The 15,060-nt window shown below is 73.6% G+C and carries 10 protein-coding genes; 6 read left to right on the forward strand and 4 right to left on the reverse strand.

Annotated features, from left to right (window positions below; genetic code table 11):
* Positions 1-85 precede the first annotated feature (85 nt).
* From OG994_RS10430 to OG994_RS10445, 4 genes are all read left to right on the forward strand, one after another.
* Positions 86-1,291 (forward strand): sensor histidine kinase, encoded by a 1,206-nt coding sequence (locus tag OG994_RS10430; protein WP_328853011.1) that lies wholly within the window; start codon positions 86-88, stop codon positions 1,289-1,291.
* Positions 1,288-1,941 (forward strand): response regulator transcription factor, encoded by a 654-nt coding sequence (locus tag OG994_RS10435; RefSeq protein WP_328853012.1) that lies wholly within the window; start codon positions 1,288-1,290, stop codon positions 1,939-1,941. Before OG994_RS10430 ends, OG994_RS10435 begins: the two co-directional genes overlap by 4 nt.
* A gap of 121 nt (positions 1,942-2,062) precedes the next feature.
* Positions 2,063-3,091, forward strand: coding sequence for an SEC-C domain-containing protein (locus tag OG994_RS10440; protein WP_328853013.1), 1,029 nt, complete (start codon positions 2,063-2,065; stop codon positions 3,089-3,091).
* A 64-nt stretch (positions 3,092-3,155) separates the two neighbouring features.
* Positions 3,156-3,668: a hypothetical protein gene (locus OG994_RS10445; protein ID WP_328853014.1), complete on the forward strand. Its 513-nt coding sequence runs from the start codon at positions 3,156-3,158 to the stop codon at positions 3,666-3,668.
* A 6-nt stretch (positions 3,669-3,674) separates the two neighbouring features.
* On the opposite strand, the gene OG994_RS10450 is transcribed toward OG994_RS10445, so the two are convergent.
* A complete protein-coding gene (locus tag OG994_RS10450) occupies positions 3,675-4,658 on the reverse strand; it encodes an NAD(P)-dependent alcohol dehydrogenase (RefSeq protein WP_328853015.1) in 984 nt (327 codons plus the stop codon).
* 112 nt (positions 4,659-4,770) lie between these two features.
* Between OG994_RS10450 and OG994_RS10455 the strand changes: the two genes are divergently transcribed.
* On the forward strand, positions 4,771-5,508 hold the full coding sequence (locus OG994_RS10455) for a TetR/AcrR family transcriptional regulator (RefSeq protein ID WP_120330191.1): 738 nt from the start codon (positions 4,771-4,773) through the stop codon (positions 5,506-5,508).
* A gap of 57 nt (positions 5,509-5,565) precedes the next feature.
* Positions 5,566-6,402 (forward strand): aldo/keto reductase, encoded by an 837-nt coding sequence (locus OG994_RS10460; RefSeq protein ID WP_328853016.1) that lies wholly within the window; start codon positions 5,566-5,568, stop codon positions 6,400-6,402.
* A gap of 165 nt (positions 6,403-6,567) precedes the next feature.
* On the opposite strand, the gene katG is transcribed toward OG994_RS10460, so the two are convergent.
* The 3 genes from katG to OG994_RS10475 form a co-directional block, all read right to left on the reverse strand.
* Positions 6,568-8,799, reverse strand: coding sequence for a catalase/peroxidase HPI (gene katG, locus OG994_RS10465; RefSeq protein WP_120330189.1), 2,232 nt, complete (start codon positions 8,797-8,799; stop codon positions 6,568-6,570).
* A gap of 34 nt (positions 8,800-8,833) precedes the next feature.
* Positions 8,834-9,238 (reverse strand): Fur family transcriptional regulator, encoded by a 405-nt coding sequence (locus tag OG994_RS10470; RefSeq protein ID WP_192902218.1) that lies wholly within the window; start codon positions 9,236-9,238, stop codon positions 8,834-8,836.
* A gap of 247 nt (positions 9,239-9,485) precedes the next feature.
* The gene (locus OG994_RS10475) at positions 9,486-14,933 is read right to left on the reverse strand and encodes an ATP-binding protein (protein WP_328853697.1); all 5,448 of its coding nucleotides are present in this window, start codon (positions 14,931-14,933) and stop codon (positions 9,486-9,488) included.
* Positions 14,934-15,060: the final 127 nt, after the last annotated feature.

The raw sequence follows: 15,060 nt of genomic DNA on the forward strand, positions 1-15,060 counted from the left end.
GGCGGACGGTCCGGCCCGGCGGTCGACGCCGGGCCGGACCGGTCGGCGGCTGTCCCGGCACCCGACCCACGCCTACCCTGACATGGTGGTTACCCGCTGGGTGTCGCGGCTCTTCGACGACCGGTACGCGTGGCTCCGGCTGACCCTGCTGGCCCTCAGCGGCATCGGCTACCTGCTGCTGCGGCCGCACGCCGACGGCCCGTACGCCCCGGTGGACTGGGCCTTCGCGGCCGCCGCCCTCGCGATCTGCCCCCTCGGCGTGCGGTGGCCCCTGGCCGCCGCGCTCACCTCGGCGCTGGTCTTCGGCCTCGCCGGCTGGTTCGGCCAGGTCGAGCCGGTCGTGCCGCAGGTCGGCGCCACCTGGGCGGTCCTGGAACTGACGTTGCGGGTGCCGACCCGGCAGGTGGCCGTCGGTCTCGCGGCGCTGCTCGCCGGCTACGTCCTCGACTCGTTCGACGGCACGCCGGTCGGGTTGCCCACCTGGCTCTACGGCGTGGCCCTCACGGTGGGCGTGCCGCTGCTGATCGGCCTCAACATCCGGGCGGCCCGCCAGCTCGCCCGGCAGGCCGACCAGCGGGTGGCCGTCGAGGCGCTGGCGGCCCGGGCCAGCGAACGGGCGGCCATCGCCCGGGAACTGCACGATCTCGTGGCCCACCACGTGGCGTCGATGGTCCTGCGCGTCGGCGTGGCCCGGCACGTGCTCGCCGGCTCCGATCCACGCGTCGGCGAGGTCTTCGACGATTTGCACGCCAGCGGCAGCGCGGCGCTCGCCGACCTGCGCCGCCTGGTGGCGGTGCTGCGCAACCCGGCCACGGTCGGCGACGGGTCCGGGTACGTCCCGATCGACCCGGGCGCGCTGCCCGAGGCGCTCGCCGAGACCGTGGACCGGGCCGTGAGGACGGGCCTCACGGTGGAGGCCACGATCGACCCGGAGGTGGCGACGCTGGACGCCGTACGCGGGTTGGCGGTCCTGCGGCTGACCCAGGAGGGTCTGGCCAACGTGTCCCGTCACGCCGGCCCGACCGCCCGGGCCCGGGTGTCCGTCCGGATGCGGGACGGCGCGGTGCACTGGGAGGTCAGCGACGACGGCGGCGCGGACGCCCCAGCCCGGCCCGGCGGCGACGGCGCCCGCCGGGGCGTGCGGCGCGCCGCGACCGAGAACGGCGAACCGGGACACGGGCTGACGGGCATGCGCGAGCGCGTCGAACTGCTCGGCGGCACCCTGGTCGCGGGGCCCGACGGCGCCGGGTGGCGGCTGCGGACCGTCCTGCCGGCGGGGGCGACCCGATGATCCGGGTGCTGCTCGTCGACGACCAGCGGCTGGTCCGCGCGGGCCTGCGGATGCTCTGCGACTCCGCACCCGACATGACGGTGGTCGGCGAGGCGGAGAACGGCCAGCAGGCGATCCGGTTGGCCGGGCAGGTGGCGCCGGACGTGGTCCTCATGGACCTGCGGATGCCACTCGTCGACGGGACGGCCGCGACCGCGCGGATCCTCGCCGACCGGCCGTCGGTGCGGGTCGTGGTGCTGACCACCTTCGACGACGACGACCACCTCTTCCCCGCCCTCGCCGCCGGCGCCTGCGGCTTCCTCGTCAAGGACGCCTCCCCCGACGAGCTGCTGGCGGCGATCCGCCGGGCGGCGGCCGGCGAGACCCCGTTCAGCCCCACCGTGCTGCGCCGCCTCGTCGACCAGGCGGTGCGGGCGCGGCTCGGCGAGGCGCCGGCGCCCGCGCTGCCGGACACCCTGACCGCCCGCGAGCGGGACGTGCTGGCCCTCGTCGGTGCCGGCTTCTCCAACCGGGAGATCGCCCAGCGGCTGCACCTCGGCGTGACGACGGTGAAGACGCACGTCACGAGCCTGCTGGCCAAGACGGGCGCGGGTAACCGGATCCGGCTGGCGTTGCTCGCCGCCCAGGCCGGCCTGCTGGTGGACGAGTGAGCACCCGGTCCGCCGGCCCAGGGGCGGCCGGCGACGGTGCAGTGACCGCCGGCACGGCCTGAGATCGGCGTAACAGGTGATCCAGCGGTGGATCCGGCCACCGCGGACGTACCGTGAGATCGTGCCGACGACAGACGTACTCACCAGCGCCGACCTGGCCGAGATCCGCCGCTCCGCGCTCGGAACGGCCGACCCGCTCGGGGTCGCCGCCGACCTGGCCGACGCCGTGGATCAGGGCCGGCTGGCGGACCCGGACGACGCGGGGGACGCGCTGACCCTGGCCGCCGAGATCGCCGAGATCCGCTCCCGGCTGGACGCCGCCCTGCGGTACGCCGACCGGGCCGTGGCCGCGTACCCGACCCGGGACGACGCCCGCGCCGGCCGTGCCCGGGCGCTGCGGGCCCGGATCCTGTTCCGGGTCGGTGGTCGCGAGGACGAGGCGATGGCCGAACTGGACGCCCTACGTCCGCTGCTCACCCAACAGCCGGACGCCCCCGCGTACGTCAGCGCGGCCCTGGACGCCGGCGGACGCACGGCGACGGCCGACGAGTGGCTCAGCGAGGCGGTCGACACGCTGCTCGGTCAGCGGGCCGCCGCCAGCGGCGAGCCGGCGCAGGCCCTGACCGAGCCGGCCGTCGAGGTCGGGCCGCCGGAGGCGCCGGGTGTCCTGTTCTTCCTGCTCCAGCAGCGGCACCGCGTACGCCGGGACCTGAACCTGCCGCACGACCGGCACGACGACCTCGCCGACCGGCTGGAGGCGCAGCTCGTCCGCCGCGCCCAGCAGCGGCCCGCCGGGGAGACCGACCTGGTCTTCTTCCCCCGGGCCGAGTTCGACCGCCTGCTCGCCGAGCAGGCCGCGCTCACCGACGTGTACGGGCCGGACTGGGACGCGCACCGGGCGCGGCTGGAGAAGGAACTGGTCCGGCAGGCCGGCGCCGGCCGGGGCGGGCTGCACGTGCTGCGCGGGTCGGTGGACGAGCTGACCGGCCGCGGCGACGTGACCGACCCGCAGGTCCGGGCCGGGTACGCGCGGGAGCTGGAGACGCGGCCCGCCGCGCGGATCCCCTGGCCGCCGGAGCGCAACGACGCCTGCTGGTGCGGCTCCGGCCTCAAGTACAAGAAGTGCTGCCTGCCGCGCTCCCGTAGCTGACGAGCCGGCGGGGCCCGCGCGCTTCGGGTACCCGGCGGTCGCCCCGTCGGCGGTAGCATCGACCATGGCTTCCGTGGCGCGGGCCCGGCCCGCCCTCAGCGTCTGGTGGCTCGGCCTCGCGTCGGCGCTCCTGCTCGGCGGGTGCGACCCCGCCCCTCCCCCACCGTCCGGGTCGCCCTCCGGGGCGCCACCGGCCGCCGCGCCCTCGCCGTCCTGTCCGGCGACCGCCCAGGTCGGCGGGCCCGGCGCCACGCTGGAGCGGCAGGGCACCGGCGACGGGGCGACACTGTGGGCGCTGCTGTTCCCCCGCGATCCGCTGTTGACCACGGCCTCGGAGATCAAGGTGGTGTGGCGCATGACGGGCAGTGGCGACTTCGCCGTCAGCGCCACCGGCCCCGACGGCACGGTCGTCGAGCCGACCTGGGGTCCCGAGGCGCACGGCGGCAGCAACTGGGAACGGCCCGGCGAGGAGTGGGGCACCGGCTGGCGGTTCCCCACGGCCGGCTGCTGGACGATCACCGCCGTGCGCGGCACGGCGAAGGGTTCGCTCGCGTTCCGGGTCGCGGAGCAGGCGTAGGGCGCGTCAGATGGTGATGACCACTTTGGCGCGCGCGTGTTCACCTTCGAGGTACCGGATGGCCTCGGGCACCTCGTGGAGCGGATACGTCCGGTCGATGACCGGGGTGAGGCGGCCGTTCTCGACGTGGACGCGGAGCGCGTCGAGGTGCCGCCGGCCGGGTGCCGTGGTGAGCACGACGATCCGCTGTCGGACGAAGGGCGCCAGCATCCGTCCGCGCGTGATGAGCCCGACCGGTCCGAGGAGGCTGCCGCCACGGTAGACGCCGCCGCCGGAGAGCAGCAGCGTCCCGGTCGGGGTCAGCGCCCGCCGCAGCGCCGCGAGGGAGCGGTTGCCGACGAGGTCGAACACGAGATCGTGGCGGCGGGTGTCCCGTGTGAAGTCGTGGCGGGTGTAGTCGACGACGTGGTCGGCGCCGAGCGATCCGACGAGGTCGACGTTGCGGGTGCTGCAGACCGCGGTCACGGTTGCGCGCAGTGCCCGGGCCAGTTGGACGGCCAGGGTGCCGACGCCTCCGGAGGCGCCGTTGACGAGAACCCGGCAGCCGGGCCCGACGCGGCCGACGTCGCACAGTCCCATGAGCGCGGTGACGCCGGCCAGCGGCAGGGCGGCGGCCTGCTGCGGTGTCAGGTTCGCCGGTCGCGGCGCGACGAGGGTCTCCGGCACGCACGCGTACTCGGCGAAGGCGCCGTTGGCGTCGCCGAGGTCGCCGAAGACGGCGTCACCCGGGCGCACCTGCCGGACCTCGGCGCCGACGGCCTCGACCCGGCCCGCGAAGTCGCGGCCACGGATGCGGGCCCGGGGCCGTGACCGGCCCATGGCCAGCCGCGCGATCAGCGGGTCGCCCCGCATGGCGTGCCAGTCGTACGCGTTGAGCGAGGCCGCCTCGACCCGGACGAGCACCTCGTCGGGGGCGGGCACCGGCGTGTCGACGTCCGCGAGCGTGAGCGTCTCCGGCGGGCCGTATCGGTCTTGGACGATCGCCTTCATCTTCCCTCCCTCGGGTGTACGGCGTACACCTCATGTCACGCACCATAGGTGTACGCCGTACACCCGTCAAGACGGTTAAGGTTCAACCGCTGCCGGAAGACGAGGACCCGAGATGCCTGAGCAGGTGCAGACGCTGCGCCGGACGCCGCTGAGCAGGGAACGGATCCTGCGTGCCGCCGTCGCGCTCGCCGACGAGGCCGGGATCGAGTCCCTCAGCATGCGCAACCTCGCCCAGGACCTGGGCGTCGTACCGATGGCTCTCTACAAGCACGTCGCGAACAAGGACGAACTGCTCGACGGGATGATCGACGTGGTCGTCGGGGAGATCGACCCCCCGGTGCCCGGCACCGACTGGAAGCAGTCGGTGCGCCGGCGCATCCTCTCGGCGCGGCGGGCGCTGCGGCGCCACCCCTGGGCGCCGCTCGCGATCGAGTCGCGCACCATGGCGACGCCGGCCATCCTCGCCTACCTCGACTCGGTGGTCGCGACCCTCCGGGCCGGCGGCTTCTCCACCGACCTCGCCCACCACGTGATGCACGCGATGGGCAGCCGGATCCTGGGCTTCAGCCAGGAACTGTTCGATCCCTCCCGGCAGGCCGGCCGGTCCGGCGCGACCAACCCGGATCCGCCGGCGGCCCTGCCGGCGGAGGTCGCGGCCCGGTTCCCGCACCTGGCGGAGATCTCCACGGCGGCCTCCCACGACGGCGACACTGTCGTGGGGCAGGGCTGCGACGACCAGTTCGAGTTCGAGTTCGCGCTGGACCTGCTGCTGGACGGCATCGAACGGCTGCAGCGGCAGGGCTGGTCCTCGTCGCGGCGGTCCCACCGCAAGGACCAGGACGAGGCATAGGAACGCGGGAGGGCGACCCGGTCGCCCGATCCGCGCCACCGGAGAGGCAGCAGCACGATGACGATTCCCCGCCTGACGGCCGCCGACGGCACCGCGTTGCCGGCGATCGGGCTCGGCACCTACCGGTTGACCGGCTCCGAGGGGGTCGACGCCATCGGCGAGGCGATCCGGGCCGGCTACCGGCTGATCGACTCCGCGGTGAACTACGAGAACGAGGGCGCGGTGGGCCGGGCCGTCCGCGCCGCCGGCGACGTACGCGACGAACTGATCGTCACGTCGAAGCTGCCGGGACGGCACCACCGCTACGCCGAGGCGCTGGCCACGATCGAGGAGAGCGTCTACCGCACCGGCCTCGACCGGATCGACCTGTACCTGATCCACTGGCCGAACCCGAGGACCGGGCTGTACGTGGAGGCGTGGAAGGCGCTCGTCGAGGCGCGCGAGCGCGGGCTCGTCCGGCACATCGGACTGTCGAACTTCCTTCCCGAGCACATCGACCGGCTGGTGGCCGAGACCGGGGTCGCCCCGGTCGTGAACCAGATCGAGATCCACCCGTACTTTCCGCAGCAGGACGCCCTCGACCACCACCGCGAGCACGGGATCCTCGTGCAGGGCTGGAGCCCGCTCGGCCGCGGGAACGACCTGCTGGAGAACCCGGTCGTCACGGAGATCGCGGCCGCCCACGGCGTCACGCCCGCGCAGACGATCCTCGCCTGGCACGTGGCCCGCCAGGTCATCCCCATCCCCAAGGCGGCGTCGCCGCAGCGGCAGCGGGAGAACCTCGGCATCTTCGACATCGCGCTCGACGAGGCCGAGATCGCGGCCATCACCGCGCTGGGCCGCCCCGACGGGCGTCTCGCGGGCCAGGACCCGGCGGTCTACGAGGAGTTCTGACACCACGGGCCACGACACCGGCCCGCGACACGCGGCGCGGTCGCGATCGGCCGGGCAGGGCCGAGGCGGCCGCGACACGATCAGGGCGCCCGCGCGGCGCCACCGGCGGGCGGATGCGGCAGGGCCGGCCCCCGTGCGGGGGCCGGCCCTGCCGTCGGTGTGGGATCAGGCGAGGTCGAACCGGTCCAGGTTCATGACCTTGACCCACGCCGCCACGAAGTCCTGCACGAACTTCTCGTGCGCGTCGTCGCTCGCGTAGACCTCGGCGAGCGCGCGCAGCTCGGAGTTCGAGCCGAACACGAGGTCGGCCCGGCTGCCCGTCCACTTCACCTCGCCGGTCGCGGAGTCGCGACCCTCGAACGTGGTCGAGTCCTCCGAGGTCGGCTTCCACGTCGTACCCAGGTCGAGCAGGTTGACGAAGAAGTCGTTGGTCAGCGACCCGGGGTTGGTGGTGAAGACGCCCAGCGGCGACTGCTGGTAGTTCGCGCCGAGGACACGCAGGCCGCCGACGAGGACGGTCATCTCGGGCGCGCTGAGGGTCAGCAGGTTCGCGCGGTCGAGCAGCAGGTACTCGGCCGGCAGGCGGTGGCCCTTGCCGAGGTAGTTGCGGAACCCGTCCGCGGTCGGCTCCATCGCCGCGAACGACTCCACGTCGGTCTGCTCCTGGGAGGCGTCCGTACGCCCCGGCGTGAACGGCACCTCGACGTCGTAGCCGGCGTTGCGGGCCGCCTGCTCGACGCCCACGCCACCGGCGAGGACGATCAGGTCGGCCAGCGAGATCTTCTTGCCGCCGGTCTGCGACGCGTTGAACGCCTCCTGGATGCCCTCCAGGGTGCGCAGCACCCGCGCCAGCTCGTCGGGGTCGTTGACCTCCCAGTTCCGCTGCGGCTCCAGGCGGATCCGCGCGCCGTTGGCGCCGCCGCGCTTGTCGCTGCCCCGGAACGTCGACGCCGACGCCCACGCGGTGGAGACCAGCTGGGACACCGACAGGCCCGAGGCGAGGATCTGCTGCTTGAGGGCCGCGACGTCCTCGGCGTCCACCAGCTCGTGGTCGACCGCGGGCAGCGGGTCCTGCCAGATCAGCGTCTCGCTCGGCACCTCCGGGCCGAGGTAGCGGGAAACCGGGCCCATGTCGCGGTGGGTGAGCTTGAACCAGGCCCGGGCGAAGGCGTCCGCGAACTGGTCGGGGTTCTCGTGGAACCGCCGCGAGATCTGCTCGTAGATCGGGTCGAACCGCAGCGCGAGGTCCGTCGTCAGCATCCGCGGCTCGCGGCGCTTCGTCGGGTCGTGGGCCTCGGGCACCAGGTCCGCGCCGGCGCCGTTCTTGGGACGCCACTGGTGCGCGCCGGCCGGGGACTTCATGAGCTCCCACTCGTACGCGAACAGGATGTGGAAGAACTCGTTGTCCCACCGGGTCGGGTGGTAGGTCCAGGTGACCTCCAGACCGCTGGTGATGGCGTCCGCGCCCTTGCCGCTGCCGTAGCTGCTCTTCCAGCCCAGACCCTGCTCCTCGAGCGGGGCGCCCTCGGGCTCCGGGCCGACGTGGTCGGCCGGGCCCGCGCCGTGGGTCTTGCCGAAGGTGTGGCCGCCGGCGATCAGCGCGACGGTCTCCTCGTCGTTCATCCCCATGCGGCCGAACGTCTCGCGGATGTCGCGGGCCGCGGCCACCGGGTCCGGGTTGCCGTTCGGGCCCTCCGGGTTGACGTAGATGAGGCCCATCTGCACGGCGGCGAGCGGGTTCTCCAGCTCACGGTCGCCGGTGTAGCGGGCGTCGCCGAGCCACGTGGTCTCGGGGCCCCAGTAGACGTCCTCCTCCGGCTCCCAGACGTCCTCACGGCCGCCGGCGAAGCCGAACGTCTTGAAGCCCATCGACTCCAGCGCGACGTTGCCGGCGAGGATCATCAGGTCGCCCCACGAGATCTTCTGGCCGTACTTCTTCTTGACCGGCCAGAGCAGGCGGCGGGCCTTGTCGAGGTTCGCGTTGTCCGGCCAGCTGTTCAGCGGCGCGAACCGCTGCTGGCCGTGGCCGGCGCCACCGCGGCCGTCGCTGATGCGGTAGGTGCCCGCGCTGTGCCACGCCATGCGGATGATGAGCGGGCCGTAGTGGCCGAAGTCCGCCGGCCACCAGTCCTGCGAGGTGGTGAGCACCTCCGCGATGTCCCGCTTCACGGCGGCCAGGTCGAGGGACTTGAACGCCTCGGCGTAGTCGAACGACTCGCCGAGCGGGTTGGCCACCGCGGGGTTCTTGGCGAGGATCTTCAGGTTGAGACGGTTCGGCCACCAGCCGCGGTTGCCGCCACCCTCCGTCGGGTGAGGGGCGCGTCCGTGCGCGACCGGGCAGCGGGACTCGCTGCCCGCCTCGGCGTCGTGGACGACGGCGTCGTGGTTCTCGGACATCTGGTTCCTTCCGTGACTGGGCGTACCAGGGGGATCAGGAGTTGCCTGCGGCGGAACAGTCGGGGCACCGGCCCCAGTAGACGACCTCGGCCTCGTCGATCGAGAAGCCGTGGTCGTCGGACGCGGTCAGGCAGGGCGCCTCACCGACGGCGCAGTCGACGTCGGCGATGAGCCCGCAGGACCGGCACACCACGTGGTGATGGTTGTCCCCGACCCGCGACTCGTAGCGGGCCACCGAGCCGGAGGGCTGGATCCGCCGCACCAGACGCGCGGCCGTCAGCGCGTGCAGCGCGTCGTACACGGTCTGGTGGGAGACGTCGGGGAGTTCCGTGCGCACCACACCGATGATCGACTCGGTGTCGGCGTGCGGATGCGTGTGCACCGCGTCGAGCACCGCCAGCCGGGGGCGGGTCACGCGCAGCGCGGCGGCACGCAGCATCCGCGGGAAGTCCAGGGTCGTGGGCACGCCCCGAAGTCTGCTTCGTTTTTTGGAATGAGTCAAGATTATGGGTCCGGGGTCACCCGGAGCCCGGACCGGCCACGATGCGGTTTCCCCGCCGCGCACGGAAGGTGATCTTGGTCACGCGGGCCGGATCGGCGGCATGCTCCCGCCCGTCGGTTCACGGACGCCCGTACGGCCGCTGCCCGGGACCGGTCCGAGGACCGGTCCCGGGCAGCCGGCGGTGTCAGGCCCCGAGGCCGCGCTCGACCGCCGCGATGATCTGCGGACGCAGCTCCTCGGGCCGGATGATGGCGTCCACCGAGCCGACCTCGACCGCGCGCTGGATGCTGTGCACCCCGTCGAACTCGGCGGCCACCTCGCCCAGCTTCTCCGACCGGACCGCGGCCCGGACGTCCATGAGCTGCGTGACCAGCGCCGCGCGCTCCCCGTTGCTTGCTGCGGCGACGCGCGCCTCCAGCTCCGCCACCCGCGGGTCCTTCGCCGTGCGGGCGTTCACCTCGCCGGCGAAGACCACGGCCGCGGCGGGCGCCCCGCCGATGACCGACGCGAACGAGCCCTCGACGGCGAGCACCGTCATGTTCGGGTTGAGCGCCTTGGAGAACACCACGAACGCCCCGCCGTGGTACCGCGAGATCACGCAGAACACGATCGGCCCGTCGAAGTTCACGATGGCCCGGCCGATCTCCGCGCCGTACTCCAACTGGAGCTGCCGCATCGACTCCGGCGACCCGTCGAACCCGGACAGGTTCGCCAGCACGACCAGCGGCCGGTTCCCGCTGGCCGCGTTGATCGCCCGCGCCACCTTCTTCGACGAACGCGGGAAGAGCGTGCCCGCCGTGTACGTGTCCGGCCCGTCGGTCGGCGGGAACCCGCGCCGCGGCACCGACCGGGACTCGATGCCGACGAGGCACACCGGGATGCCGCCGAGGTGCACGTCCTGCACGACGGCGGTCTCGGCGTCGGCCATGCCCGCCCACCGCTCCAGGACCGCGTGGTCCTGGTCGGCCAGGGCGCGCATCAGCGTACGGATGTCGAACGCCTTCTTACGGTCGGGGTTGCGGTCCCGCGAGAAGATCTCGCCGACGGTCGTGAAGTCGCTGTCCGGCACCACGTGCGGGTACGTGCAGATGTCGCGGTCGACCGGGTCGGACGTGACGGCCCGGCGCGGTCGCGCCTCCCCCGGCACCACGTAGGTGTGGTCGTAGTGCGCCATCAACAGGTCCCGGGCGCCACGCAGGTCCGGCGCCCAGTACTGGGCCTGGCCGTTGGGGCCCATCACCCGGTCGTAGCCGCCGATGCCGAAGTTGTCCTCGGCCGACACCCCGCCGGAGAAGTCCAGCGACTGCTTCCCGGTCAGCACCATGGCCGAGTCGGGGGTCATCACCAGGATGCCCTTGGTGTGCATGAGCATCGTGGCCTCGGCGTTCCAGTACGGCTGGGCGCCCACGTTGATCCCGGCGACCACGATGTTGATCTCACCGCCACGCTGGGTGAACTCCACGATCCGCTTCAGCGCCGCCGCGACCCAGTCCATGTTCTCGGTGCCCGAGCTCATCGAGATCCGCGCGCCCGCCGACACCGCGAACCAGTCGACCGGTACGCGCATCCGCTCGGCCAGGTCGAGCGCGGCGATCACCCGCGCGCACTCCGGCTCGGCGAGGGCGCCCAGCGCCCGGGTCGGGTCGCCGAGCAGCGCCACCCGGGTGACGCCCTCGGGGTAGCGCTCGGTGGGCGTGCTCACCACACCGGCCACGATGCCGGCCCGGTTGCGCCCCTTCGGCCGCTCCACCGGGACCAGCTGGCCGGCGTCGTCCAGGTCGTACTCGGTGAAGGTGCCGCGCGGACCGGCCAGCATGTCGGTCAGCTCGTAGGGGTACGTCGTGCCGCGCCGCCGCGCCGCCAGCACCTTCTGCCGGTAGTCGTCCAGCGGCGGGATCGGCTCGGTCGTGGGCGCCGTGACCGACACCTGCATGCCGGCGTGGTAGGAGATCTCCACGGCGATGTCGGTCAGCTCGCCGGTGGCCCGGTCGCGCTGGCGGCCCAGGAACAGGACCTCCTCCAGGCCCGCGCCGGCCGTGCGCGGCAGGACACGCTGCGCGACGGCGTTCAGCTCCTCGGTGGTCAGCTCGCTCGGCGGCCAGACGTAGATGATGATCCGGTTGGTGTCGAGCCGCTTCTTCGCCGGCCGCTGCGCCTGCACCTTGCGGATGGCGTCGAGACACGCGTCCAGCGCGCCCTCGGCGGCGGGCAGCGCGAGGATCCGTCCGTCGGCGACGCGCAGCGGCGTCAGGTCGCGGACCTGGGCCATCGCCACCAGCCGCTCGTCGGCCGGATTGTCGGGCGCGACACAGTGGACGACGTAGACCTCCTCGTCGGCCGACGGGAGCCGGGTCAGGTCGAAGTTCCGCAGGCGGGGCAGTTGCAGGCGCTCGGCGATCAGCGGGTGGAGCCCGCGGATGAGCCGGTCCTCCCCGGTACCGGGCCGGAACGTGAAGTGGTGGTGCATCTCCGTCCCGGTGCGCCCGGCCACCGACACCGTCACCCGTGAGACGACGTCCAGCAGCCCGGCGTCATCGAGGATCTCGCGCAGCGACGCGGCCATCGCGTCCGGGGCGGGCTGGTCGGTCCAGGTGAGGTACACGTCGGCCACGGCGCCCGGGCCGGACAGCGCGGCGACCTGCGCCAGGACCGCGGGCAGCTCGGTGAAGTCCGCGGCCGCGGCGACCAGCCGGAACCGCTCACCGTCGCGGTCGTACTCGGCCGTGAAGAAGGCGTGCCCCGCCGTCGTCACGCACCGCGCCCCGCTCACGCCGCGGTTGCCGTAGTAGCGGCGGCTCAGCACCTCGAGCATCGGGCCGTGGTCGCGGCCGGGCTTGCCGATCCGCTGGCCGAGCAGGCGCACCAGCGGCTCGGGCGAGGACACCATCTTCGCGATCCGCTCGGCCCGGTCCGGCGCGTCCGGGTGCCGGTCGAGGTGGCGCAGGTGGCCGCGGACGGCCGCGTACACCTCGGCGCGCTTGCGGCGCAGCATCGGCTGCGCCGCCCAGCGGAACACGATGCTGCGGGCCAGGTCGCCGACCACCGGGAACCGGAGCTGGGTGGCGAAGATCAGGTGCTCCAGCGCCTGGCCGACCATCTCGCGCAGCTCGTCGCCGGGCAGCGGCTCGGCCAGCCACGTCTGGAGGAAGGTGACGATCACCGAGACGTCGGCCGACGCCCGCTGCTGCGCCAGGAAGATCCGGAACACGGCCTCTTCCAGGGCCGGGGTGCGTTCGAAGTCCTCGACGCCGTAGTGGGCCAGCACCCGGGCCAGCCGGGTGCGGAACGTGTCCGGCAGGGCGGCGCGGTCGACGTCGAGGCACTGCAGGTACGCGTGGAAGTACTCGCGGGGGCTGTGCACGCGGGTGTCGGCCCGGGTCTCCTCGCCGAGCGGCCGGTTGCGGCTGAGCTCGGACAGGTCGGCGAACACCTGCAGCAGCCCGACCTCCTCCTCCAGCGGCCGGCGGCCGAGTTCGGCCCGCGCGGCCAGGTAGGCGGTCAGCGCGCGACGCTCGTCGTGGGGGTCGACGTCGTAGCCGAGCAGCAGCCCGCGCAGGTCGGCGATGCCACGCGCCACGCGGGCCTCGGCGGACAGGTCGGTCGGCTCGGGCGGCAGGTCCAGGTCGACGGCCTCGGCCTGCGCGGCCTCGCCCGCCGCGGGATCGCCGACCGGCTCCAGGCGCAGCAGCGGCGCGCCGGTCTCCACCTGGCTGCCGACGGAGACCAGGCACTCCCGCAGCCGCGCCGCGAACGGCGCCCGCAGCACGGTCTCCATCTTCATGCTCTCCAGGACGAGGACGGGCGCGCCCGCCTCGACCTCGTCGCCCACCTCCAGCGGCGTCGCGACGACCAGCGCCGGCGCGGGCGAGCGCAGCACGCCGCCCTCGTCCCGGCTGACCCGGTGCGTGACGCCGTCCACCTCGACCAGGTGGGTGGGTCCGTGGGTGTCGGTGACCAGCCGGAACCGTTGCCCGTTCACCACGATCCGGCCGGTGTGCTCGTCGAAACGCTCCAGCTCGGCGTCCACGGCCGGGGCGGTGCCGATGCCGACGCGGAAGCGGCGCGGCCCGGTCTGCGCGACGGTCACCCGGTAGCTGGCGCCACGGAGCTTGAGATCGATCGGCCGGCCGCTCTCGTGCTGCACCTGGGGACGCCCGCCGTGCGCGGTGGTGAGCAGGCGCTGCCGCTCGACGAGGGCCTGGTCCTCGTACGCCTCGATGGCCGCCGCGGCCAGCGCGACGCCGGAGTGCCGGGTGGAGACCAGGCGGCCCTGCTCGCGGACCCGGTCGATCCAGCCGGTGTCCGCGCTCGCGTCGATCACCTCGGGCTGGTCGAGCAGTTCGAGCAGGAAGCTCTTGTTGGTGGCGCCGCCCTCGATGATCACCGTGGTCTCGGCGACGGCGCGGCGGAGCCGACCGAGCGCCTCGTCGCGCGTCCGGCCGTAGGCGATGATCTTGGCGATCATCGAGTCGAAGTCGGCGGGGATCACGTCGCCCTCGCTGACGCCGGTGTCCACGCGGATGCCGGGGCCGCTGGGCAGGGCCAGCCGGACGATCCGGCCGGGCGAGGGCGCGAAGTCGCGGTCGGGGTCCTCGGCGTTGAGGCGCGCCTCGACGGCGTGCCCGGCCTCGGCGGGGATCCGGTCGCCGAGCCGGCCGCCGGCCGCGACGTGGATCTGCGCCTTCACGAGGTCGAAGTCCGTGGTCGCCTCGGTGATCGGGTGCTCGACCTGCAACCGGGTGTTGACCTCGAGGAACGCGAAGAGCTTCTCACCGGGGTGGTACAGGAACTCGACGGTGCCGGCGCCCCGGTAGTCCACAGCCAGCGCGAGCCGCTCGGCCGCCGCCTTCAGCTCGCGGACCTGCTCGGGGGCGAGCACCGGCGACGCCGACTCCTCGATGACCTTCTGGTTGCGCCGCTGCACCGAGCAGTCGCGGACGCCGAGCGCCCACGCCGTGCCCTGGCCGTCGGCGATGACCTGCACCTCGACGTGCCGGGCGCCGGTGACCAGGCGCTCCAGGAACACGACGCCGCTGCCGAAGGCGCGCTGGGCCTCCAGGCTCGTGCGCGCGTACGCGTCGGTGAGCTCCTCGTCGCTGCGGACGACCCGGATGCCCCGTCCGCCGCCGCCGGCGGTCGCCTTCAGCATCAGCGGGTAGCCGATCTCGGCCGCCGCGCGCTTGGCCGCGGCCAGGTTCTCCACCGCGCCACGGCTCCACGGCGCCACCGGCACGCCGACCTCCTCGGCGATCAGCTTTGCGCCGATCTTGTCGCCGAGCGTGCGCATCGCCTCGGGGCTGGGCCCGATGAACGTGACCCCCAGCTTCGCGCAGAGTTCGGCGAACGCCGGATCCTCGGCGACGAAGCCCCAGCCGACCCACGCCGCGTCCGCGCCCGTCTCGACGAGGGCACGTTCGAGGACGGCGTGGTCCAGGTACGGACGCGCGGAGGCGGGCCCGAGGCAGTAGCTGTGGTCGGCCTCGCGGACGAACGTGGCCGTGGGCTCCGCGTCGGTGTACAGCGCGACGGTCTCGATGGGCGGGGCTGCGGCCTCGGCGTTGAGCTCGCGGACGGCGTGGATCAGCCGCATGGCGGCTTCTCCCCGGTTGACGATGGCGATGCGGCTGAACACCGAGTTGGCCCCCCAAAGAGCGTCGTTCACAGAAGAACGGGGACGCCCTGGTGGCAGAGGTCCCCGCCGACAACCTTCGCCGCTACCGGCCGGTAAGGAACTGTCGCACCGACCAAACTGCGAACGG

It is taken from the genome of Micromonospora globbae (assembly GCF_036184225.1).
In the GTDB taxonomy this organism is placed as follows: domain Bacteria; phylum Actinomycetota; class Actinomycetes; order Mycobacteriales; family Micromonosporaceae; genus Micromonospora; species Micromonospora globbae.